Origin of the sequence: Affinundibacterium danionis, assembly GCF_042432465.1 — a bacterium.
GTDB classification, from domain to species: domain Bacteria; phylum Pseudomonadota; class Gammaproteobacteria; order Burkholderiales; family Burkholderiaceae_D; genus Undibacterium; species Undibacterium danionis.
The window spans coordinates 416,859-439,309 of the sequence record NZ_JBHLXJ010000002.1 but is presented as its reverse complement, the minus strand read 5'-3'; the positions used below and the strand labels follow the sequence as shown (position 1 = coordinate 439,309).

The window sequence follows — 22,451 nt, the reverse complement described above, 5'->3', positions numbered from 1 at the left end:
TGAATATACTATCTATCGAAAATCGTAATTTCATAATACACAATCTCCTACATATAAGGTAATTTATTTAATCCGGTTTGAATCTAATCTCAGGACTTTTGACTCTATCAAGTTCCGAACAAGAAGGTAGGGCTCAATTGATCAATGCTGAATATCAATTGTTTCAATCACCAAAGAGGTGGATAAGTAGCAAGCTCACTCTAAACTCTATCTATACTTCTAATTTTCCATAATCACCTTTATTTCTCTCGCCTGATATGCATCATATTAAACTTGGAAGTTCTTTTGCTATGTAGATCAAATATAAAGAACTCCGCAAAATATGTCACGTTTATTTTTCACCCACAACAAAAATTCTTAAAGCCAATTTTGTTTTCAATAGCAAAGCGATCTCCAATGAAAAAGCGCGAAGATTCGATTAAATCTTCGCGCTCGAACTTACCAAGAAATTACCTCGATATTTTACTTAGCAACCGCAGCCAACAACTTCCAAGTATCAATCACAGAATCTGGATTCAGAGAAATCGATTCAATTCCTTCAGACATTAACCATTCTGCGAAATCTGGATGATCTGAAGGACCCTGGCCACAAATACCGACGTACTTGCCAGCTTTACGGCAGGCGGAAATTGCACGTGACAACATTGCTTTCACTGCAGGATCGCGTTCATCAAAATCGGCTGCCAACAATTCCATACCGGAGTCACGATCCAGACCTAAAGTTAATTGCGTCAAATCGTTGGAACCGATAGAGAAGCCGTCAAAGAATTCTAAGAATTCATCTGCCAGAATTGCGTTAGATGGGACTTCGCACATCATGATTAAACGTAAACCATTTTCGCCGCGTTTCAAACCATTTTTAGCTAGCAAATTGACGACTTTTTCTGCTTGTCCCAAAGTGCGAACAAACGGTACCATGATCTCGACATTGGTTAAGCCCATGTCGTTACGCACGCGTTTCATCGCCGTACATTCCATCTCGAAGGACTCAGCAAAATCGCTCGCTAAATAACGTGCAGCGCCACGGAAACCTAACATTGGATTTTCTTCATCCGGTTCGTAGCGTGTGCCACCGATCAGCTTTTTGTATTCGTTGGATTTGAAATCAGATAAACGCACGATGACTTTTTTAGGCCAGAAAGCAGCAGCAATAGTAGCGACACCTTCAGCTAATTTATCAACATAAAAAGCTTTTGGTGATGCGTGACCGCGTGCAACGGATTCGACGGCTTTTTTCAAATCAGGGTCAATATTCGGATATTCCAAAATCGCTTTTGGATGTACGCCGATGTTGTTGTTGATGATGAACTCTAAGCGCGCTAAGCCTACGCCTTCGTTCGGTACAGATTGGAAATCAAATGCCAGTTGTGGATTACCCACGTTCAGCATAATTTTCAGAGGTAACTTCGGCAATTCGCCACGTACTTCTTCTGTCACTTCGGTTTCAATTAAACCGTCGTAAATCTTGCCTTCGTCGCCTTCTGCACAAGAGACTGTCACCAAAGTACCGTCTTTCAACAAATCAGTCGCATCACCACAGCCAACCACCGCAGGCACGCCTAATTCGCGCGCAATAATCGCTGCATGACAAGTACGTCCGCCACGATTTGTCACAATCGCTGAGGCGCGTTTCATGACGGGTTCCCAGTTAGGATCGGTCATATCCGCTACCAACACATCACCTGGTTGTACACGTTCCATTTCGGATGGATCGTGGATCACACGTACACGCCCTGCACCAATTTTTTGACCAATCGCACGGCCTGAAACCAAAACCGCACCGGTACCTTTGAGTTTAAAACGTTGTTGTGCGTCGGTCGATTTTTGCTGTGACTTCACGGTCTCTGGACGTGCTTGCAAAATGTAGAGCTTGCCGTCGCGACCATCTTTGCCCCACTCAATGTCCATAGGACGACCATAGTGCTTCTCGATGATGACTGCATACTTCGCCAGCTCAACTACTTCTGTATCGTTCAAAGAATAACGATTACGCAATTCAATCGGCACATCAACAGTTTTTACTGAACGTCCTGCTTTCGCTTCGCCCGTAAATTCCATCTTGATTAATTTAGAACCAATATTGCGACGAATCACAGGCAATTTGCCTTGCTCGAGCATAGGCTTATGCACATAAAACTCGTCAGGGTTGACTGCGCCTTGCACCACAGTTTCTCCGAGACCATAGCTTGACGTGATGAACACGACGTCTTTAAAACCAGACTCCGTATCAATCGTGAACATCACACCAGCTGCACCTAAATCAGAGCGTACCATGCGTTGTACACCCGCAGACAATGCCACTTCTGCATGTGTAAAACCTTTGTGCACACGGTAGGAAATTGCGCGGTCATTGTACAAAGAGGCGAATACATGCTTCATCGCTTCTAGCACATTGTCGATACCAACCACGTTCAAGAACGTCTCTTGTTGACCAGCGAACGAAGCGTCTGGCAAATCTTCTGCGGTTGCAGAAGAACGCACCGCGAATGACATTTCAGCAGTGGAGTCGGCAACCAACTTATTGTAAAACGCTTCGATTTCTTTTTGCAGACGTGGCTGGAATGGCGTGTCGATAATCCATTGACGGATTTCAGCACCGGCTTTCGCCAGTTCTTTCACGTCTTCGATATCCAAGGACGCCAGACGGTCTGCAATACGTTGAGCTAATGGCAAACCGCCATCAACACTGTGGGATAAGAAATCTCGAAAAGCCTGTGCCGTCGTGGCGAAACCACCCGGAACACGTACACCTGCCGACGCAAGCTGGCTAATCATTTCGCCAAGTGAAGCATTTTTACCACCGACGGAATCGACATCAGTCATCCGTAAGTTTTCGAACGAGGCAACGTACACAGATTCACTGCCCGCCTCGATATTTGCTGCGTTAGACATAACAACCTCTTTTTTGATGATAAGAAATCTTTCGCCCTGCTTCAATGCGCCATCTTGATTAGAGCATGGATTCGTTGTAATGCCAGCTTTCTTATTATTCTGTTGCCTGCATCAACGACTATATTGCTGAGCATTTTACCTTGTGCGCTGCAAAATTTACATTTGCCCAAAAAATTTTGTGGGATTTTATGAAAATTTGTGGATTTTTCAATTGATATATTTATCCTGTCAGTCTCCCCATACAATGACCATAATGCGTGACCAAACTGCGTAACCAAACTGCGGATAGATTACTGTACAATTTCCCACAAGATTTCACTTCCTGGTTACACTCATTTTTATGCCTGATCATCTTTCCCCCGCTCTTCCTGTTGCCAACCGCACGGTTTTCTTTGTATCTGATGGAACAGGCATTACCGCAGAAGCATTTGGACATTCCGTCATTACACAATTTGACCTTAAATTTAAGCAAGTACGTTTGCCTTTTATCGACGATATAGATAAAGCTGAAGATGCGGTAAGACGCATTAACGAAGCGTTCGAATTAACCGGAAATCGCCCTATTGTTTTTTCTACTTTAGTTAAGCCAGATTTAGCGAATGTGATTTTCAAATCCAAAGGCTTGCACATGGATTTGATACAAACCTTTGTCGCGCCTTTGGAAGAAGAACTAGGAATCAAATCGACTCACACAGTAGGTCGTAGCCACAATATTGCAGATACCGAAGAATACAAAAATCGGATTGAAGCAATCAATTTCTCATTGGCGCACGATGATGGTCAGTCGAATAAAAATCTCTCACTTGCCGATGTCATTTTGGTTGGCGTTTCGCGCTCAGGCAAAACGCCGACAACACTCTATCTGGCAATGCAATACGGAATAAAAGCGGCGAACTATCCTTTAATTCCTGATGATTTTGAACGGGGCAAATTACCCTCGGCATTACCTGAATTCAAAGGAAAAATATTTGGTCTCAGCATTGCACCAGAACGTTTATCGGAAATTCGTAACGAACGCCGTCCGGGCAGTAAATATGCCTCCTTGGAAAATTGCCGTTATGAGGTAAATGAAGCCGAAGCGATGATGAAACGAGAAGGTATACGTTGGTTATCGTCTACGGCGAAATCGATTGAAGAAATCGCGACCACGATTTTGCAAGAGGTTAAACCGGATTCTCGCTTATAAATTCAAACCAAAGTCAAACCAAAATCAAATCAAATTCAGACCAACATCAAACAAAAAAGCTTGATGTAGAAAATTCTACCTCAAGCTTTTTTATTGTTATTTCTAAGGAATCGAGCTGATCTATTTTGTAGCGCCAGTAATCTGCTGACGAACTTGTTCAAAAAAACAAATCGCAGCACTCGCGGCAACATTCAAAGATTCGATCTCTGCCTTTTGTGGAATGGTGACGGCATCAGTCGCCAGCGCCATCAATTCAGGATCAACGCCCTGTCCTTCATGTCCAAATAACCAAGCCAATGGACGATTTAAATCGATTTGATAAATGCTCGTATCAGTATGCGAGCTAGTTGCCAAGATAGGAATGCTCGATGAATTGATCAAAGTATGTAAATCGACATTCTCAAAAATCTCCAACAAAAAATGCGCGCCCATACCAGCACGCAAGACTTTGGGTGACCAAGCAGAAGCACTACCTGGGCTGCAAAATACTTGTCGAATTCCCGCACCAGCCGCGCTGCGCAATATAGATCCAAGATTCCCCGGATCTTGTAAATTATCGAGTAACACGGCGTTCACGCTTAATTGCAAGGGCGCTTGCGCTTGATTCGCTGCGATCACGAAAAGAATACCGACGCCATTCTCAACCTGACTCAAAGCTTGATATAAATTATCTGGCAAAACGATGCAATCAGCACCGTCTTCTTCGCATAGAGCAATGATACCGCTGACTTCATGATGCTCAACACAACTGGCGGAGACCACGCATAACTCAGGCGCACCACGATGCTGTAAAAATGCTTGGCAAAGATGTACTCCATCGAGCATGGTCTTAGCCGCTTTTTTACGCGCGCTAGCACTGCTGGCTAAATGCTTGAGTTCTTTATAGAGCGCATTGTCGCGTGAACTAATTTGTTTCATCGTCACAGGTCTTTCAAGAGCGCTTTCACAGGCGCATAAGATTTTCTATGGATAGGCGACACACCGTATTGTTTCAGACGTTCTAAATGCAAAGCAGTTGGATAACCTTTGTGCTGATCTAAAGCGTATTCTGGATACTGCAAATGTAATTGCGCCAATAAATGATCGCGCGCCGTTTTCGCCAATATGGATGCAGCAGAGATGGCGGGCACTTTATCGTCACCTTTAACGATAGCCTCGGATCGAACCGCCATCACCGGACAACGATTGCCATCAATCAAAGCTAAAGTTGGTGTCACATTTAACGCTTCTACCGCGCGTCGCATGGCTAACATGGTTGCCTGCAAAATATTTAAGCTATCAATTTCTTGCTCTGAGCATTCTGCGATTGCCCATGCTAAGGCCTTCTCTTTAATCTCTATTGCTAATGCATCACGTTGTGCTTCACTCAGTTTTTTCGAATCTCGCAAGCCAGCAATCGGACGCGCAGGGTCGAGTATCACTGCGGCCGCAGTTACAGGACCAGCTAGAGGACCTCTGCCCGCCTCATCGACGCCACAAATAACTTCACCCTCGTAATCAAATAAAGAAAACAAAGAGAGACTCTCTTGTTTTTGATCAGTTTTTTCTTTTGTTTTCTTAGTCATGCAAGAAGGCTTTCAGTTTTTCTATATCCAAAAAATAATGGCAAAGTTGTTGCGCTTCTTGTGTTTCTTTTTGTCCAAATAAGACAGGCACCAATTCATCAAATTGAGCGACCAAAGCCTCATCGGCGTCTACATCGATGACATCAATAGTCGTAGATATACCACTCAAATTAGCCTTTAGCTGTGCCAGCATGTCATCGCACAAATGGCAGTAAGTACGCGAATAAAGTATGAATTTAATCGGAGATTTCGGTGATATTTCGAGCATAGAGCTGAATAAATTACGGCAGATTAAGAATCCAACGATTATATCGTCTCTCACCTACTTTCTGATTGAAATTAGTCTAAAAGCAAAAAAGCCGCACGGCTTAAGCAGTGCGGCTTTTTGACTGAGCGTAAAGATCAAAAAAAATTATCCAGCAGGTCGAATCACCAAGAATTGTGATGCTTCGCCTCTACGCACCAGAAGAACCACTGGTTTCTTAGTATCTAACTTGGCTACCATCGCATCAAATTGTTTAGCGTCTTTAATATCAACATTATTCATCATCAAAATAATGTCGCCAGGACGCAAACCACTCATAGATGAGAGTCCATCAACGTTTTCAATCACAACACCATTGCCACCTGGCATTTGGCGCTTTTGTGCATCGGACAAATCTGATACTGACAATCCTAAATAATTGTCGACTTTTTCGCGCTTGGCTTTTTTCTCAGCTTTTTGCGATGGCTTATCAGCTTCGGCTTCACCAATCGTAACGGCTATATCTTTCGCTGCACCTTTACGCCAAACAGAAACAGTCGCTTTGCTTCCTGGTTTAGTTGCCCCTACCATACGTGGAAGATCACTACGTTTCTCGATCACACTACCGTTGAACTTAAGAATAACGTCACCTTCCTGAATTCCCGCTTTTTCTGCAGGACCATTGGCTTCAACGCGTGCGACCAAAGCACCTTGTGCCTTACCTAATCCTAAGCCTTCTGCAACTTCCTTACTCAACTCGCCGATTTCGACCCCCATACGACCACGAGAGACAGAGCCAGTGCTTTTCAATTGTTCTACCACGCGCATCGCCTCATCGATAGGAATCGCAAACGAGATACCCATATAACCGCCAGAGCGGCTATAAATTTGCGAATTAATGCCTATCACTTCACCGCGCATATTGATCAACGGACCGCCAGAATTGCCGGGGTTAACAGCCACATCAGTTTGAATCAATGGCAAATAATCGCCTGTATCACGCGCCTTGGATGAAATAATTCCTGAGGTCACGGTGTTATCTAAATTAAATGGTGAGCCAATCGCAATCACCCATTCACCAGCCTTAATTTTGTCAGAATCGCCAATGGCAATTTTAGGTAACTTACTGCCTTCTATCTTCAATACCGCAACATCGGTGCGCTTATCACTACCGATCACTTTCGCTTTGAATTCGCGTTTATCGGTCAATTTCACATAGACTTCAGACGCATCTTCAACAACATGAGTATTGGTCAATACATAGCCATCCTGACTGACAATGAATCCCGAGCCCACTCCACGTGGTACTTCTTGTTCTTGTTGTTTCGGTGCTTGGCGACGATTTCTTGGTGCTTGCTGGGGGGCTGGCATACCAAAGAAACGTCGGAAAAATTCTTGTGCTTGCTCATCGCCATCAAATGGATCGCTTTGCACTTGGGTGATTTTTTGCGTGGTACGAATATTGACTACGGCAGGACTAGTCTTCTCTACTAGTTGCGTAAAGTCAGGCAATCCAGTGACCAATAAAGGTGCTGCCGCGGCACTCTGATTACTGGAGCTGCCAGCGCCCGATGAATTTTGCGATGCGACTTGCGCGTTCGCATGAGTGTCTGGACTAAAGAAACTAACTGCCGCAAACACCGAAGCAGAAATCAAAACCGAGGAAATTAAGATAGAAATATGTTTTTCAACAGGAAAAAATCTCACTTTTTTCATATTCTCACCATTAGTTTAAAACCGAGGCAAAACACTAACTAATAGTAAATTTACCTCTTAAATTGAACAGAATTCATTACTTGTTTAATTGCGGCATTCGGCACCTCACCTACCACTGTTACCCAATTGTCGCCGGAACGTTTTCCCATAATCGTCATCGCACCTTGCTGCAAACTTCCTTCGGTACGATTGCCCGTATTTGGCTCGACGAACACCGAAATAGTGGATAGCCCATCAGAAAACATCATTTGCACCACCTGATGCGACTTGGCTTGTCCCTGTTCCGCATTTGCTACATTGGCTGAAATAGGAATTAATCGCTTAGTTTCAAGAGTCTTTTTAAAGCCACTTGGTAAATTTTTTACCGTCCAACCAGAATTGACATTGGCCTGAACCGTCATATTTTCGGTTTTCCATTGAGCTACATTAGTATAGCTAGGCTTTAAACGATTTTTATCAACGTCGCCCAAGGAGATCTGGGTGAATGCAATTTGTTCGATAACTTCATTGCGCGGATTTAAGGTCTGTACGCCCAATAAAAGTCCCGCGTTTTTTTCAACACACAGGCGAAAGCCATAACGCAATGCATCTTTAGGCTGAAAATTTAACACCTGACACTCAACCCCCGCAACGCGACTCATTTGCGCTTTTTTGATGTAGTAAGACTCAGGTAATAAATTGACGTTTTCGCTCAATAAGGCAGGAAACTCTTCCTGACTTAAATTCTTTTCTATCTGTATCACTTTGCTATCAGGCAGATAGCAGGATACTTCTCCATTTCGACGTATATATTCTCTTGGCTTAGCATCGAGAATCTCCAATTTTTCGACCTCAGCATCACCATCAAATCCATGTGTGATTCTTGAAGTACGAATTTGATTTCCTTGTTGATAGACAAAGGTGCCGGAATAACTGGATTTCTTTGCCGCCGCCTGCGTGGTTTGCAAGAGCTTGAGAAGGTCACGCTCTTCGCTGCTTTGCGCACACGCCATGCTGGATAGAAAAAGCAGCGCTTGCGCAACGATCAAAGAAATATGTCGAAATCGCATACGATTATTTTTCAGATTCAGAGGAAGACACAACATTAGCGCGTTTAATATAACGAGCTCCATTATCAAAAGAAGGAGATACTTTTTGATGTGCTAATAAGTAACTATCCAAAATCGGATCACGCAGCATCTCTACTTGATTCTCCAATTTTGGTGCAAACTCTAATTCTTTTTTATCATTACTATTCGCATGCCCAGAAGCACTGGCATTGGATGCCAATTTTACGCCTGGCGCCGCAAATCCATCCGTCTGGTCCACTTTAGCCATCTGCGCATCAGGTGCTGCCTGCTGGCGCAATAATGGAATAATCTGTGGTGCCATAATAAATGCCACCATGACCGCTGCGGCCATACTACTAATAGCAAAATACGGGGCTTTAGACTTAGTTTCCTTCGCCACCTTAGCTGCGGGCGTATACGACTTGGGTGCCAGAATTACAGGTTCAGCATCCAACAAGGCCGAAAATTTCTGGGAAAAATCAGCGCTTAAAGGCACCGCTAAATCTTCGGATCTCAACACATCACCTAACTGGTGGTATTGATCCCAAGTTGCCTGGATTTGTTTGCCTTCATCACTTTTCAAACGGGTGAGCACAGCATCCAACTGCGCATCCGTCAGCTCGCCATCAAGCATACTAGAAATGAGTTCATCATGATTCGTCTTATTCATCGTTTCTTCCCGGTTCAACACATTTATTTTTTATAACATCTATTACTTCAATACAGCCAAGTTCTATTCAGGACAAGCACATCACCAGCGCTGATCGATTGCGGTCCCAATTAAGGGTCTTAATTTTTCTGCGATCGCTTCTCGTGCTCGAAATATACGACTACGTACGGTACCAATTGGGCACAACATGACTTCTGCGATTTCGTCGTAACTCAAGCCCTCAATTTCTCGCAAAGTAATTGCATTCCTTAACTCTTCCGGTAAAGACAGCATCACTGCATTCACCGTTGCTGCAATTTGCTTACTCGCCAATAAAGATTCTGGCGTATTAATATCTCTTAGTCCGTCCGCATCGTTAAAAGTTTCCGCTTCATTCACGTCCGCATCAGTTGATGTCGGTGCACGCCGTCCTTGCGTTACTAAATAATTCTTTGCAGTGTTAATTCCAATCCTGTACAACCACGTATAAAACGCTGAGTCACCACGAAAATTAGCTAAAGCACGATAAGCCTTAATGAAGGCTTCTTGCACCACATCTTCCGCTTCTGCATGATCATGGACGAGTCTAGACACGAGCCTAAATAGTTTCCTTTGATATTTGGAAACCAGAAGCTCGAATGCCTTTTTATCACCACGCTGAACGCGCTCAACCAATAGTTGATCTATCTCGCGCTCTGTCGTCACACAAACATTCCCATTTTATTATTTGTTTTTTAACTACTTAATTAACGAATTGGCTATGCTAAAAATTTGTTTTTACTGGTTTTATGACAATCACTGTTTTCAAAAGTTCCCCTCCGACAAATCATTCTGGACTGAAACTGATGTTTGAGCCTGCGCCAACCAATGAAAAGCCAAACTCAAGCGTCGAAAACCAGTAGCGCTGACGTTATCACGCAAAATCAGCAAATGAGTCGTTTTGCCGGATTCATTTCGTAGACTGAGTAGTAAGAGTGAAGGCCAAAGTATCAAAGGCGATCTCAATTTTACTGACTCAGAGTTTATCACTTGCCCCGCTGCATTCAGTCTACGCAACAGAATATCCCCTTCGCCACTGATTTCTAAGCTGACCACAAACTTCTGTTGCAAAACATTAAATACTAACCTGAGGGCAAAGCAATACAACAGCGTCGCAACCAGCAACTGTAAACTCGCAATCAAATAATTATGTCGCGATAAAAACCAGTAAGTGACTAAGCCCCAAGCAACACTGGCGCAGCATGTCATGAACAGCAATAGCCAACGTATCGTTTTCGACGGCGTAATTAGTGCAGATGTCGCAATACTCACTAGGCTTACCAATCACAAAAAAAAACACCACATAGAAATGTGGTGTTTATTTTATTACAGAAAAATTACAGATTGAGAATTTACGATATTGGTTCTTAAACTTTACCAAAAATCAAAGTTCCATTCGTACCGCCAAAACCAAATGAATTTTTCATTGCATACTGTATCTTCATTTCACGTGCCGTATTAGCGCAATAATCGAGATCACATTCGGGATCTTGATTAATGATGTTAATGGTCGGTGGTGAAACTTGATTATGCACTGCCAATACAGATAAAACAGATTCCAAACCACCAGCACCACCTAGTAAATGACCCGTCATCGACTTAGTCGAATTGATTGTCATTTTATAGGCATGATCACCGAAAGCCGCCTTAATCGCATCAGTTTCATTCTTATCACCCAAAGGTGTAGAAGTACCGTGCGCATTTAAGTAGCTGATTTGTTCTGTATTTAATCCTGCATTTTTCAATGCGTTGACCATACTACGACGTGGGCCATCAACCGTCGGCGTTGTGATATGGTAAGCGTCACCGCTCATACCGAACCCCAATACCTCGGCGTAAATTTTAGCGCCACGTGCTTTCGCGTGTTCGTACTCTTCCAACACCATGACACCAGCGCCTTCACCCAGAACAAAACCGTCACGGTCTTTATCCCAAGGTCGAGAGGCTGTCGCTGGATCGTCATTACGAGTCGATAAGGCGCGAGCAGACGCAAAGCCACCCAAACCTAAAGGAGAAATCGTTGATTCGGCACCGCCAGCAATCATCACATCCGCATCACCGTATTCAATCATACGTGCCGCGTTACCAATGCAATGCAAACCTGTCGTACAAGCAGTAACAATCGCCAAGTTAGGACCTTTCAATCCATACTTAATCGACAAATTACCTGAGATCATATTGATAATGGAAGCTGGTACAAAGAAAGGCGTGATACGACGTGGACCACGTGCGATCAAGACCTCCTTAGTTTCCTCGATCAATGGCAAGCCACCGATACCAGAGCCAACAATGACACCAATACGCTCTGCATTTTCTTCAGTAACAGTGAGACCACTGTCTTGAAAAGCCTGCACACCAGCCGCGATACCAAAATGGATAAAGGTATCCATATTGCGCGCTTCTTTGGCTGGAATATAGTCTTCGATGTTGAAGCCCTTCACTTCCCCAGCGAAGTGGGTAGTGAACGGGGTCGCATCAAATTTGGTGATCGTTGCAATACCAGATTTACCAGCGAGGATGGCTGCCCATGTGTCGGCGATATTATTGCCGACAGGAGACACACAACCAAGGCCAGTAATTACAACTCGACGTTTACTCGTAAGGCTCAAGCGTCTCTCCTGGAATTAATAAAGCAATCCGACAGAATTAAGCTTTGACGTGCGCAGTGGCGTAGTCGATTGCTTGTTTAACAGTCGTGATTTTTTCTGCTTGTTCGTCAGGAATTTCCATTTCGAACTCGTCTTCCAAAGCCATAACCAATTCAACTGTGTCGAGTGAGTCTGCACCCAAATCATCAACAAAGGAAGATTCAATTTTGATGTCAGCTTCAGCGACGCCTAATTGTTCAGCGACGATTTTTCTAACGCGTTGTTCGATATCAGACATGTGGTCTCCATTAGTGGTTACAGAAAGTGCGCGCATTTTATCAGGTTTGCGCGCAAAAAGAGCATTTTTAGATGCCGCACCGCTAACTCCGCTCAATTTTAGCGAAATTCGCTCAATTTACAACAATTACATTAACACAAATACATGCCACCATTCACATGAATAGTGGCTCCGGTGATATATCCCGCACTTGGTGATGCCAAAAAGACGGCAGCATCAGCAATATCTTCTGGCTGACCTAATTTACCCATAGGAATTTGGCTGAGAATTGCCGCTTTTTGATCATCGGTCAAAGCCTTGGTCATATCAGTATCGATAAAACCAGGCGCAATGCAATTAACGGTAATATTGCGACTACCAATCTCTAATGCAAGAGCGCGACTCATACCAGCTACTCCCGCTTTTGCCGCCGCGTAATTCATTTGGCCAGGATTACCGGATGACCCAACAACAGAAGTAATATTAATAATGCGGCCATGTTTCGCTTTCATCATACCGCGTAATACTGCACGAGATAAACGAGCAACTGAATTGAGATTAGTAGAAATAACACTATCCCAATCATCCTCTTTCATACGCATCGCCAACTGATCTTGGGTAATGCCTGCATTATTCACCAAAATAGATAGCGAGCCGAATTCCTTTTGAATTTCATCCACCAAAGAACCACAGCGCTCAACATCATTGACATTAAACGCAACACCCTTTCCCGCCTCTGGACTCACTTCCTGCAAATAAGCAGTAATTGCCTGCGCACCAGATTCTGAAGTTGCAGTACCAATTACTTTGGCACCAGCGCGCGCCAAAGCGATCGCGATTGCCTTACCAATGCCCCGAGAGGCACCCGTTACCAATGCTACTTGATTTGTTAATTGCTGCGTCATATTCCCTCACTATCTTGTCAGACATGGCCGCTATATGCCTGTCAGAATTTATTATTTGATTAATTTAATGATTGGTTCGATTTTTTTTAAATCTCAGTTTGAACTTAGTTTGAACCTAATTCGAGCTAAAGGATGCCAAAACTTTTTCCAGTGTTTCTTGATCGTAGATTGCATCGCCAACCAAGTCACCATTAATCCGTTTAGTCAAACCCGCCAATACCTTACCCGGACCGCATTCGATCAATTGTGCAATGCCAGAAGCTGCGATTGCATTTACCGTCTCGACCCAACGCACTGGACTTGCGGCTTGACGAACAAGTGCATCCTTAATCAAGGCTGGGTCGGTAACTATCGCGACATCCACATTATTAATTAAGGCAATCGCAGGCGCGGAAAATGACACATTCGCCAAATATTCTCGCAATTGATCTGACGCTGGTTTTAACAAAGAAGAGTGGAAAGGCGCTGAAACTGGCAATGGCAAGGCACGTTTTGCACCCTTTGCTTTAGCCAACTCACAAGCGCGCTCAACCGCCGCTTTACTACCAGCAATCACCACCTGCGCTGGCGCATTAAAGTTAACCGCCTCTACCACTTCCGCAGTTGCGGAAGCAGCTTCTGCGCAAGCAGCAATCACGTCTGCATCGCTTAGACCTAAAATCGCAGCCATACCACCCAAACCAACAGGCACCGCGCTTTGCATCACCTGCGCGCGAAAACGCACTAAAGGCACAGCGTCTTTAAACGCAATTACACCAGCTGCAACCAAAGCAGAATATTCACCCAAGCTATGACCAGCAACAATCGCTGGCTGCTTGCCACCTGCAGCAATCCACGCACGATAAGTAGCCACGGCTGCGGTCAGCATCACAGGCTGCGTATTCGTCGTTAAATCCAAATCCTCTTTTGGACCTTCGGAAATCAATTTCCCCAAATCCATTTGCAAAGCATCAGAAGCTTCTGCAATCGTGTCTTGCACGACGGGGTTACCAGCAAAGCCATTTAACATGCCAATCGCTTGCGAACCTTGACCGGGAAATACAAATGCAAATTGCGTCATAATATTTTCACTTTACGTATTTTTTAATGAGATTCAATCAGAACCAATGTGAACAACAATATCGTTTGCATTACATCTTGACTAAAGCAGCGCCCCAAGTGAAGCCACCACCAACACCCTCAAGCATCACAATCTGGCCTTTTTTAACACGACCATCACGCACCGCAGCGTCTAAAGCCAACGGTATCGATGCAGCAGAAGTATTGCCGTGCTGATCCACAGTCACAACCACTTTATCCAAAGGCAATTTCAATTTTTTTGCAGTACTTTGCATGATACGAATGTTGGCTTGATGCGGGATCAACCAATCAATTTGACTCGCGTCCATACCTGCAATTTCTAAGGCTTCATTGGCGACTTTTTCCAGAACATTCACAGCTAATTTAAATACAGCCTGACCGTCCATATACAAGAAGGCACTACCCGCAATCACACCAGCATTTACATTCCCAGGCACACACAAAATATGCCCATGGCTACCATCGGCATGCAACTTGGTTGCCAATACACCTGGCTCTTCGGATTGCTCCATAATGATGGCACCCGCACCATCACCAAATAAAACGCAGGTCGTACGATCTTCAAAATTCAAAATACGGGAAAAAACTTCAGCACCAATAATCAAAGCTCTTTTATGCGAGCCTGACTTAATCATGCCATCGGCCATCGCCATCGCATAGATAAATCCACTGCAAACGGCCTGAACATCAACTGCCGCAGCGCCGTTAGTGATGCCTAATTTATTTTGCACAACGCAAGCCGTGCTTGGAAATCCGCCAAAAAAATCTGGCGTAGAAGTTGCCAAAATAATGAGATCAATATCATTCGCTTGCAAACCCGCCGCGTCGAGCGCGTGCTTTGCTGCCTCAACCGCCATATCACTGGATGAGACATTGGGTTCCGCATAATGGCGCGCCGAAATTCCACTACGCGATACGATCCACTCGTCGGAAGTTTCAATGCCTTTTTCGGCCAACTGCGCTGCTAATTCGTGATTTGTTACTTTTCTCGGTGGCAGGTAGCTTCCTGTGCCTATAATTTTGCTATAGAAAGTCATGCGTCTTTATCTGTATTATGGTTCAGTAGAACCGGAACTATCTGTACTTGCCTCTGCGGGCACTGGCATTAATTCCGCCAAGGATGTTGTGATGCGTGCGAGCACATCATTTTTTACTGCATCGAATGCACGTTGTATCGCCCATTCGTAACTATATTTATCAGCGCCGCCATGACTTTTAATCACCACACCACGCAGTCCCAACAAACTACCGCCGTTATAATTGGATGGATTCATGGTTTTTGAAATGTGTTTTAACGCACCGCGAGCGATCAAAGCACCCAATATATTCAGCGGATTACTCTTAAACGCATCTGTCATCGTCGTTTTAAAAAAACGCCCTAGACCCTCTACAGCTTTCAAAGTCACATTCCCAACAAATCCATCACATACGACGATGTCGGTGGTACCTTTGAAAATGTCATTACCTTCAACATTACCGTAAAAATTTAACAGGCCACGCTCATGATCCGCGCGCAACAACTGCGCCGTGCGTTTCACTACATCGTTACCTTTAATGTCTTCTTCACCTACGTTGAGTAGGCCAATGGTTGGGCGCGGCTTATTCTCAAGTGCGGCAACTAAAGCTGAACCCATAATCGCAAATTGATGCAAATGCAAAGGCTCGCAATCAACATTCGCGCCGAGATCAAGCATGTAGGTTGGGAGTTTTTTCTGATTCGGCAATATGCTGCAAATCGCGGGACGATCAACGCCCGGCATCGTCTTGAGGACATAGCGAGATACCGCCATCAAGGCACCCGTATTACCCGCGGAAACACAAGCCTGCGCTTGCCCTTCTTTCACTTGATTTAGGGCGACACGCATGGAGGAGTCTTTTTTTCTGCGTAAGGCAATCTCAATGGGATCATCCATCTCGACCATTTCACTCGCATGCACGATGGATAGTCGCGGATGACCTAGCGCGCCGAGTTTTTTTAATTCTGCTTGCAGAACAGTTTCCTGCCCTACCAAAACAAATTCAACATCAGGCTCGCGGTTCGCAAATGAAACAGCTGCCGCTACAGTGACTGATGGGCCAAAATCACCACCCATGCAATCAATTGAAATTTTTATTGTCATGTATTTGTTACTATTTTCTCACTCCAAGAGAACTATCTTATCAAGAATGACGTAAAGAATCATCCGTTTTAAGTTCAATGGTGAAAAATGAAAGAAGCAATGAACAAAAACAAAAGCTAGTTTTGAACATTTTTTAGAATAAAAAAAAGCGGCGTCAAGTACGAGACTCGCAACGCCGCTTTATCACTGAGAACAGATTACTCGTCGTTCTTAGTTTTCAATACTTTACGACCACGGTAAAAACCATTTGGGCTGATGTGGTGACGCAGATGTGTTTCACCTGTTGTTGGCTCGATACCTAACTGTGGTGCAGTCAAGAAATCGTGTGAACGGTGCATACCACGTTTGGATGGTGATTTTTTGTTTTGCTGAACGGCCATGATAACTCCTAATACTTCAAAAAATGTTTCTAAAATTTAACACACTTGAATCGACAATCAAATCTTTTTCGCCGCTCAAGAATCCCTAACAATACTTCGACCTGAGTGTTTTTTCAGAATAATGCCACTAGGTACGCCCACTTACTTTTCATTGCAACTTCTTCAGCACAGCGAATGGAGACACTTTAATACTTGTGCTCGCTGTATCTACCGCATCTACATCGTTCGCTGCCTCTGATTGATTGAATGAATCAATTACATCAGGGCATACTGCATGTTTGGGCGATTGGGGTATTGCCAGCAACGCCTCATCCTCAATCAAATCCATGACATTGAATGCTTTGCTGCCTACTACTACATCAATCTCGTCATCCTCGAGCACGCTTTCAATTTCGTCGGCATGATCATCGTCTTTGGCGAGAATTAATTCTGCTTGTGAATCTATAGGAAAATCGTAAGGTGTCAAACAGCGCTGGCACATTAAATGAAGCTGCCCATCAACAGTCAACGTCAATTGAGGAAAACCTAATTGATTCACGCCGCCTTGTATAGACCAGTTCAACACACTTTCACCGTTTGCGCATTCCGCCGATAAACGCGGAAAATCGGCAATTTTTGTACTACCTTCACGTTGTTCGCGATGCTGACAAAACGTAAAAGTGTCGATGACAAATGCTTGCATAGGATTTCTAGACCCAGAAAACCTGCGATAATAACAGGATTACACCTTATTAGTCAAAGCCTTAGCGCATTTAGAATGTGCGAAGCTTGGGGAAAACGCAGTAATTTTAGCAAAAACCTCAAAATTCATACCAAAAAGATATTAACAATGCAGCCAAAATCATCATCGCCGCACATTATACTCGCCTCCAGCTCGGCATATCGCAAAGAACTACTGCAACGATTACGACTAGACTTTCTCGCGATTGCACCTGAGATTGATGAAACCCCTTCGCAGGACGAAGCGCCACAAGAAACAGCGTTGCGATTAGCACAACAAAAAGCGGAAGCAGTTGCTTTACTACACCCCGAAGCGATTATTATAGGTTCCGACCAAGTCGCAACTTTAGACGGTGTACAAATCGGAAAACCCGGCAATCACTCACGAGCATTAGCGCAATTACAAATGATGCGTGGTCGCGAAGTTATTTTTCACACAGCACTATGCGTTCTAAGCCTGCACGCCGAAGACACCGCCCATAAAGTGCAAATTCAAAATTGCCAGACCTTGGTACGTTTTCGTAATTTAAGTGACGCCGAATTAGATGCCTATCTACACATAGAACAGCCTTACGATTGCGCAGGCAGTGCAAAAAATGAAGGCTTAGGCATTGCCATTTTAGAGGCCATACAAAGTGACGATCCCACCGCGCTGACAGGCTTACCCTTAATCACACTAACCAGCATGTTACGCAAACTTGGCGTCTCGTTTTTTAGCTAACACTCACATGACATGCCATCGAACTATCGCGCAAAATCACGTAGCACATCCATATCTCATACATAGTGCAAAAACGCACTACAAAAAAAACCATATTAAAAAATAAAACGAAAGCTCACCATGTTAGGCACACTATATTTAATCCCCAACACGCTCGGTCAAAACGATACATCACAAGGCAATGTGTTGGCGCACATCATTCCGGAAACAGTGCAAGCAATGAGCGCCCAATTACACTATTTTGTCGCAGAAAACGCCAAGACCACACGTGCCTATTTAAAGACTTTAGCGTTGCATCATCCATTGGCAAAAACCATCCAAGAATTACAGATTACCGAATTAAACGTCAACACACCTGAAGCTGCCTTAAAAGATTTACTGAGCCCTCTACTTGCAGGTCATGATGTAGGTCTTATTTCGGAAGCTGGCGTGCCGGCAGTGGCCGATCCCGGCGCTAACTTGGTTCGCTTAGCGCACCAGCACAAGATCACGGTACGTCCTTTAGTCGGCCCCTCCTCTTTGCTATTAGCATTGATGGGCAGCGGATTAAACGGTCAAAGTTTTGCTTTTAACGGCTATCTACCCACAGATGCAGCGCAGCGCGCCAAACGCATCAAAGAACTAGAAGATCGTTCGCGCAAAGAAAAACAAACGCAAATCTTGATAGAAACGCCCTACCGCAATGCCGCCATGCTAGAAGCACTAGCCGCACATTGCCAAGCACATACATTGATCTGTATCGCGACCGATTTAAGTTTAGCGAGCGAATCGATACAGACCAAAACCGCTGGCGAATGGAAAAAACTTTTGCAAGCCAATATGACGCCAGATTTCCATAAAAAACCTACGGTATTTTTATTTTTGTCTTAGGATTATTTTGCCTAAGCACTAAATGGTAAAAACCCCGTAACAATGCTGCAAATAAAGTCAGGAACAAAGCAACATAACTACGCTCCGCCATAAAGATCAACTCCATCCATGGACAAAGGTATAAGGAAGCCGAGATTCATCGCCTTCCTCAATACTAATGAAAATATGAATGAAAATACCAATGAAAACCTCATTGAAATTCAGCCCCCTTACGACCAACCCAATAAGTTGCGATGATCAGCAATACGCCAGCGACTAGACATGACAGAGTTGTTGCACGCGCAGCGATATCAGGAGCCTTGCTATTGAGCGCCATCATAACGTAGGTCCAAGGGTAGTACACCCAATCCTTAGATTGACCAATCTGCATAATTCCCATAGTGGCGACAACACCGAGCGCCAATGGCGCGACGATATTTTGCACGCGCCAACTAATCCAATGCTGCACCATTACGATAGGCAGACTACAAACACTGGCAAGCAGAAAACTACGGACAAAGTCATATTGAAATGCCTGCTCAGTAGAAAAACCCGCCAATCCAAAAATACCAATACTCACAGCGATCTGAGCGAACAAGGCCAAATTAGCACCGATAACAAATATCAGCGCTAACACACATTTCGCCAGAAATAGCTGGCGCGCCGTAATTGGCAAGGTCAGCATCAAGCGCCAAGTTGAATTCCTGTGCTCATTCCCATTCAACAATCCTGTCGCCAACGCGATGAATAAAGGCAGCATGAAATAGCCCCAAATCGCGGTATTGCCCATCCAGTACATTTCCCAACGAATCGGACCTCCTTTGTGATTCTTTAATTGAATAAAAAAACACAATACCGTTACCATCAAAGGGCATAACAGCATCATCAATAGTGCCAAAGATCGTCGTACCTTTAAGATCTCCAGTTGTATCAACTTAAAAATCATGCTGCGCTCCTTTCCAGAGTCTGACTGTCCTGAGTGCTTTGATGGAACCATTGCTCAAGCGTTGGTTTTTCAAATATTGACTGGTGTAAGCGCAGATCTGCTTTAATCAAACAGGCATTTACTTTATAAGCCAATTCCTGTGGAAGACGATGCACACGTAAAGATTGTGGACTCGTAATCGTGACTTCAGCAGCCTGATCGACCAAGATTCCATTAAAACCCTTTGTGCCAACACAGCATCGTCCACCAGCAAAGTTAAATATGCATCTTGTTGCGCATAAAGAGCCGCCATCTCGGATTGAAATTGCACTCGCCCATTTTTTAAAAGCGCTAAGTGGGTCGCAATCTTTTCTACCTCATCAAGTTGATGACTAGAGACCAGCACCGTACAATTTCCTGTCTCAGGCAGGCTAGCAATTAAATTCCGAATCTCTTGCATACCAACTGGATCAAGGCCATTACCCGGCTCATCCAAAATCAATAATTTCGGAGAGCCGAGCAAAGCATGCGCCAAAGCCAACCGCTGCTTCATCCCCAAAGAAAACTGACTAATTAAACGCCGACCATCACCGAACAACCCAACGACGCCCAAGACTCGATCAATCTCGGTCAAAGACAAGGATTTCAAGACACAGGCAATACGCAAAAACTCACGGGCAGTTAAATTGGGATAAGCACTAGGCGCCTCAACCAAGCAACCCGTTTGCTTTAGTATCCATTTGCGCTCGGTCGTAATATCTCGCCCCAAAATTTGAATACGCCCCTGATCAGGATGTAGCAAGCCGAGCATTAAGCGAATCGCGGTTGACTTGCCTTCACCGTTATTACCTAAAAACGCGAAAATACTGCGTTCGGGTACCACCAAATTCAGACCTTTTAACACTTCATGCTGCTTAAAACGCTTCACAACCCCAGTCAGCTGTATCGCCGGATTCTGCATAAAATTTCTCCCAAAATTCACTCCAGCGTCAATAGTAGGAGGCACAACCGCAACTACCCAGGAGCACGCGACGAAACTTCGCAACATTTGGATGAAAGCGCTTTATTCAGGTGCCAAGCAAAAAAATGCAATCAATGCAAATAAGATTGGAATAACAACCAAACCACGAGTGAGCGCTTGGCAATGAATAAAAAAAAACCGCTGGTGAGAGCGGCCTTTAGATTTTGTCATGCACTTATGTAGTGACTTATTAACTGAACGAAGTTAGACATTTAGAAGTGAGCTGAAGGTGAAATAAAGGCGAATTAATGATGGGGACTTGATACTTAAACTTTACTTTTTAACGCTCTTCTCGATATGGCAATTTTCGCTCAAAAACCGCATAGCACCACTGTAGTTGGTATCCCAATCGTCCATCAAATAAGTCGGTGCTTCTTCGGCAAAATCGGCCCAGTCTTGTAGCAGCCCCTCTTGCTTCTCGTGCGGCGCAGTCGATTTAATCCACGCTATCGTTTTTTGCGCATCCAAACCATGTTCACGAATCTTCTTAATGATGCTTTTGGCGGTTTTTTCAGGCAAACTGGTTTTCGCAGGAACACCAGCCGCTATACACAAAAACAAAGTCAATAAAGAATCAATATCGGTCTTGCCTTTGGTGTGCTTCGCCCATTCTTTTGATACCAAGGCATCATAATCCGAAGTATCTTCCAGCTCGTGGGCGCAGATAAAATAACGTTCCTTTAATTCAAATACCAAGCGATCTAAAGAATTTTTGCTATCCAAAATCATTGGGATATCACGCGTGAGTATTTCTTCCAAAACCTGACGACTTAGCTCAGAAAATTTCGTAGGAATTGGCTCTGCAAATACCTGTTCTTGGGCTCGTTGAGCATCCAAAATTTTCGTCTTTTTGGTTTTAGATTTTGCTTCTTTGCGCAAACCTTCAATAATTTGTGCGAATTCAATTTGATTTTCTATCGGCGCATCAGGATCGCCAACTAGGCGTTTCAAAATCGCGGTACGAATCACCGCCAAAGCCTCGGCATCCTCTTCCTGCAATTCAGTTTGCGTGACATCCATTGCACGTCCAAACCAAAATGCAGCCTCAATTTCTAAAGCATTATTCTGACGATGCGCAAGTAAATTACGATATTCCTGGGGCTTGTCTTTTAAGGACCAAACATCCAAAAAATCTTCTACACGCGCTTTTTGTTCACGTCCCAATAATGCGTACTCAGGCAAAGCAAATAGCGCTTTTAATAAACCAGAACCACCACGAGACAGCGTTAGAAAGGTATTGTCGCGTATCAATTTTGCCGCAATATCCAAATCACCTTGTGACGTTTCCAATAAATATAAACTGGCGAGATTAACAATGCGCTTACAAGCCGTCTCGATTTCAGGTCGCAAATATTTACTGCCAAAAGCTTCTGCAATCTGGACCAGGCCTTTAGGCGCCTCCGCCTCTATCATCGCCAATTTTGCTTGCGTAATAATCGCTCTACGCACACCATGACGCAAAGCCGTTTCAAAGAACGGTCGATCATCATAAATGGCCAGTGCTTGCTGATTTTCAGACATAACT

The 22,451-nt window shown here is 44.2% G+C and carries 23 protein-coding genes; 3 read left to right on the top strand and 20 right to left on the bottom strand.

What is annotated here, in order from left to right; all coding sequences use genetic code 11:
• Positions 1 to 462 precede the first annotated feature (462 nt).
• Positions 463 to 2,892: a phosphoenolpyruvate synthase gene (ppsA, locus tag ACFFJH_RS02010; RefSeq protein ID WP_390209667.1), complete on the bottom strand. Its 2,430-nt coding sequence runs from the start codon at positions 2,890 to 2,892 to the stop codon at positions 463 to 465.
• A gap of 340 nt (positions 2,893 to 3,232) precedes the next feature.
• Here ppsA and ppsR point away from each other — a divergent pair, with 340 nt between their 5' ends.
• Positions 3,233 to 4,078, top strand: a complete 846-nt coding sequence (gene ppsR, locus ACFFJH_RS02005) for a posphoenolpyruvate synthetase regulatory kinase/phosphorylase PpsR (protein WP_390209666.1) — start codon at positions 3,233 to 3,235, stop codon at positions 4,076 to 4,078.
• Between the two features lie 120 nt (positions 4,079 to 4,198).
• Here ppsR and ACFFJH_RS02000 read toward each other — a convergent pair whose 3' ends face one another.
• The 16 genes from ACFFJH_RS02000 to ACFFJH_RS01925 all read right to left on the bottom strand — a co-directional run bounded on the left by ACFFJH_RS02000 (position 4,199) and on the right by ACFFJH_RS01925 (position 17,372).
• Positions 4,199 to 4,996: a TrmH family RNA methyltransferase gene (locus ACFFJH_RS02000; protein ID WP_390209664.1), complete on the bottom strand. Its 798-nt coding sequence runs from the start codon at positions 4,994 to 4,996 to the stop codon at positions 4,199 to 4,201.
• A gap of 2 nt (positions 4,997 to 4,998) precedes the next feature.
• On the bottom strand, positions 4,999 to 5,643 hold the full coding sequence (rnhB, locus tag ACFFJH_RS01995; RefSeq protein ID WP_390209663.1) for a ribonuclease HII: 645 nt from the start codon (positions 5,641 to 5,643) through the stop codon (positions 4,999 to 5,001).
• On the bottom strand, positions 5,636 to 5,965 hold the full coding sequence (locus tag ACFFJH_RS01990) for a glutaredoxin family protein (protein ID WP_390209662.1): 330 nt from the start codon (positions 5,963 to 5,965) through the stop codon (positions 5,636 to 5,638). The genes rnhB and ACFFJH_RS01990 overlap by 8 nt, the downstream gene beginning before the upstream one ends.
• A gap of 90 nt (positions 5,966 to 6,055) precedes the next feature.
• Positions 6,056 to 7,603, bottom strand: a complete 1,548-nt coding sequence (locus ACFFJH_RS01985) for a DegQ family serine endoprotease (protein ID WP_390209661.1) — start codon at positions 7,601 to 7,603, stop codon at positions 6,056 to 6,058.
• 50 nt (positions 7,604 to 7,653) lie between these two features.
• Entirely contained in the window at positions 7,654 to 8,652 is a 999-nt protein-coding gene (locus ACFFJH_RS01980) for a MucB/RseB C-terminal domain-containing protein (RefSeq protein WP_390209659.1), read from the bottom strand.
• Between the two features lie 4 nt (positions 8,653 to 8,656).
• Entirely contained in the window at positions 8,657 to 9,322 is a 666-nt protein-coding gene (locus tag ACFFJH_RS01975; protein WP_390209658.1) for a sigma-E factor negative regulatory protein, read from the bottom strand.
• An 81-nt stretch (positions 9,323 to 9,403) separates the two neighbouring features.
• A complete protein-coding gene (rpoE, locus tag ACFFJH_RS01970) occupies positions 9,404 to 10,006 on the bottom strand; it encodes an RNA polymerase sigma factor RpoE (RefSeq protein WP_390209657.1) in 603 nt (200 codons plus the stop codon).
• Positions 10,007 to 10,105: 99 nt separating this feature from the next.
• A complete protein-coding gene (locus ACFFJH_RS01965) occupies positions 10,106 to 10,612 on the bottom strand; it encodes a protein YgfX (protein WP_390209655.1) in 507 nt (168 codons plus the stop codon).
• 95 nt (positions 10,613 to 10,707) lie between these two features.
• A complete protein-coding gene (gene fabF / locus ACFFJH_RS01960) occupies positions 10,708 to 11,949 on the bottom strand; it encodes a beta-ketoacyl-ACP synthase II (RefSeq protein ID WP_390209653.1) in 1,242 nt (413 codons plus the stop codon).
• A gap of 37 nt (positions 11,950 to 11,986) precedes the next feature.
• Positions 11,987 to 12,226 (bottom strand): acyl carrier protein, encoded by a 240-nt coding sequence (gene acpP / locus ACFFJH_RS01955; RefSeq protein WP_186889650.1) that lies wholly within the window; start codon positions 12,224 to 12,226, stop codon positions 11,987 to 11,989.
• A gap of 131 nt (positions 12,227 to 12,357) precedes the next feature.
• A complete protein-coding gene (fabG, locus tag ACFFJH_RS01950; RefSeq protein ID WP_390209651.1) occupies positions 12,358 to 13,110 on the bottom strand; it encodes a 3-oxoacyl-ACP reductase FabG in 753 nt (250 codons plus the stop codon).
• Positions 13,111 to 13,225: 115 nt separating this feature from the next.
• Positions 13,226 to 14,170 carry an ACP S-malonyltransferase gene (gene fabD, locus ACFFJH_RS01945; protein ID WP_390209650.1) on the bottom strand — a complete coding sequence of 315 codons (945 nt, stop codon included), beginning with the start codon at positions 14,168 to 14,170 and terminating at the stop codon, positions 13,226 to 13,228.
• Positions 14,171 to 14,240: 70 nt separating this feature from the next.
• Complete coding sequence (locus ACFFJH_RS01940) at positions 14,241 to 15,227, bottom strand: beta-ketoacyl-ACP synthase III (RefSeq protein WP_390209649.1); 987 nt, start codon at positions 15,225 to 15,227, stop codon at positions 14,241 to 14,243.
• Between the two features lie 15 nt (positions 15,228 to 15,242).
• Positions 15,243 to 16,310 carry a phosphate acyltransferase PlsX gene (plsX, locus tag ACFFJH_RS01935; protein ID WP_390209647.1) on the bottom strand — a complete coding sequence of 356 codons (1,068 nt, stop codon included), beginning with the start codon at positions 16,308 to 16,310 and terminating at the stop codon, positions 15,243 to 15,245.
• Positions 16,311 to 16,507: 197 nt separating this feature from the next.
• On the bottom strand, positions 16,508 to 16,690 hold the full coding sequence (gene rpmF / locus ACFFJH_RS01930; RefSeq protein ID WP_162018712.1) for a 50S ribosomal protein L32: 183 nt from the start codon (positions 16,688 to 16,690) through the stop codon (positions 16,508 to 16,510).
• Between the two features lie 148 nt (positions 16,691 to 16,838).
• The gene (locus tag ACFFJH_RS01925) at positions 16,839 to 17,372 is read right to left on the bottom strand and encodes a YceD family protein (protein WP_390209646.1); all 534 of its coding nucleotides are present in this window, start codon (positions 17,370 to 17,372) and stop codon (positions 16,839 to 16,841) included.
• 147 nt (positions 17,373 to 17,519) lie between these two features.
• Between ACFFJH_RS01925 and ACFFJH_RS01920 the strand changes: the two genes are divergently transcribed.
• Both ACFFJH_RS01920 and ACFFJH_RS01915 read left to right on the top strand, forming a co-directional pair.
• Positions 17,520 to 18,131: a Maf family nucleotide pyrophosphatase gene (locus tag ACFFJH_RS01920; protein ID WP_390209645.1), complete on the top strand. Its 612-nt coding sequence runs from the start codon at positions 17,520 to 17,522 to the stop codon at positions 18,129 to 18,131.
• 120 nt (positions 18,132 to 18,251) lie between these two features.
• The gene (locus ACFFJH_RS01915) at positions 18,252 to 19,001 is read left to right on the top strand and encodes an SAM-dependent methyltransferase (protein ID WP_390209644.1); all 750 of its coding nucleotides are present in this window, start codon (positions 18,252 to 18,254) and stop codon (positions 18,999 to 19,001) included.
• 190 nt (positions 19,002 to 19,191) lie between these two features.
• On the opposite strand, the gene ACFFJH_RS01910 is transcribed toward ACFFJH_RS01915, so the two are convergent.
• From ACFFJH_RS01910 to ACFFJH_RS01900, 3 genes are all read right to left on the bottom strand, one after another.
• Positions 19,192 to 19,926 (bottom strand): ABC transporter permease, encoded by a 735-nt coding sequence (locus tag ACFFJH_RS01910; protein ID WP_390209643.1) that lies wholly within the window; start codon positions 19,924 to 19,926, stop codon positions 19,192 to 19,194.
• A 118-nt stretch (positions 19,927 to 20,044) separates the two neighbouring features.
• Positions 20,045 to 20,866 carry an ATP-binding cassette domain-containing protein gene (locus ACFFJH_RS01905; protein ID WP_390209642.1) on the bottom strand — a complete coding sequence of 274 codons (822 nt, stop codon included), beginning with the start codon at positions 20,864 to 20,866 and terminating at the stop codon, positions 20,045 to 20,047.
• A 333-nt stretch (positions 20,867 to 21,199) separates the two neighbouring features.
• Positions 21,200 to 22,447 (bottom strand): hypothetical protein, encoded by a 1,248-nt coding sequence (locus ACFFJH_RS01900; protein WP_390209641.1) that lies wholly within the window; start codon positions 22,445 to 22,447, stop codon positions 21,200 to 21,202.
• Positions 22,448 to 22,451: the final 4 nt, after the last annotated feature.

Excerpts from the sequence above, each read along its gene's own strand:
- ACFFJH_RS02000 (WP_390209664.1), bottom strand. The coding sequence starts at position 4,996 with ATGAAACAAATTAGTTCACGCGACAATGCGCTCTATAAAGAACTCAAG.
- plsX (WP_390209647.1), bottom strand. The coding sequence starts at position 16,310 with ATGACAATAAAAATTTCAATTGATTGCATGGGTGGTGATTTTGGCCCA.
- ppsR (WP_390209666.1), top strand. The coding sequence starts at position 3,233 with ATGCCTGATCATCTTTCCCCCGCTCTTCCTGTTGCCAACCGCACGGTT.
- ACFFJH_RS01975 (WP_390209658.1), bottom strand. The coding sequence starts at position 9,322 with ATGAATAAGACGAATCATGATGAACTCATTTCTAGTATGCTTGATGGC.
- fabD (WP_390209650.1), bottom strand. The coding sequence starts at position 14,170 with ATGACGCAATTTGCATTTGTATTTCCCGGTCAAGGTTCGCAAGCGATT.
- ACFFJH_RS01940 (WP_390209649.1), bottom strand. The coding sequence starts at position 15,227 with ATGACTTTCTATAGCAAAATTATAGGCACAGGAAGCTACCTGCCACCG.
- fabG (WP_390209651.1), bottom strand. The coding sequence starts at position 13,110 with ATGACGCAGCAATTAACAAATCAAGTAGCATTGGTAACGGGTGCCTCT.
- ACFFJH_RS01910 (WP_390209643.1), bottom strand. The coding sequence starts at position 19,926 with ATGATTTTTAAGTTGATACAACTGGAGATCTTAAAGGTACGACGATCT.
- rnhB (WP_390209663.1), bottom strand. The coding sequence starts at position 5,643 with ATGACTAAGAAAACAAAAGAAAAAACTGATCAAAAACAAGAGAGTCTC.
- ACFFJH_RS01920 (WP_390209645.1), top strand. The coding sequence starts at position 17,520 with ATGCAGCCAAAATCATCATCGCCGCACATTATACTCGCCTCCAGCTCG.
- ACFFJH_RS01925 (WP_390209646.1), bottom strand. The coding sequence starts at position 17,372 with ATGCAAGCATTTGTCATCGACACTTTTACGTTTTGTCAGCATCGCGAA.
- ACFFJH_RS01900 (WP_390209641.1), bottom strand. The coding sequence starts at position 22,447 with ATGTCTGAAAATCAGCAAGCACTGGCCATTTATGATGATCGACCGTTC.
- ACFFJH_RS01980 (WP_390209659.1), bottom strand. The coding sequence starts at position 8,652 with ATGCGATTTCGACATATTTCTTTGATCGTTGCGCAAGCGCTGCTTTTT.
- ACFFJH_RS01905 (WP_390209642.1), bottom strand. The coding sequence starts at position 20,866 with ATGCAGAATCCGGCGATACAGCTGACTGGGGTTGTGAAGCGTTTTAAG.
- ACFFJH_RS01915 (WP_390209644.1), top strand. The coding sequence starts at position 18,252 with ATGTTAGGCACACTATATTTAATCCCCAACACGCTCGGTCAAAACGAT.
- ACFFJH_RS01985 (WP_390209661.1), bottom strand. The coding sequence starts at position 7,603 with ATGAAAAAAGTGAGATTTTTTCCTGTTGAAAAACATATTTCTATCTTA.
- ppsA (WP_390209667.1), bottom strand. The coding sequence starts at position 2,892 with ATGTCTAACGCAGCAAATATCGAGGCGGGCAGTGAATCTGTGTACGTT.
- rpmF (WP_162018712.1), bottom strand. The coding sequence starts at position 16,690 with ATGGCCGTTCAGCAAAACAAAAAATCACCATCCAAACGTGGTATGCAC.
- acpP (WP_186889650.1), bottom strand. The coding sequence starts at position 12,226 with ATGTCTGATATCGAACAACGCGTTAGAAAAATCGTCGCTGAACAATTA.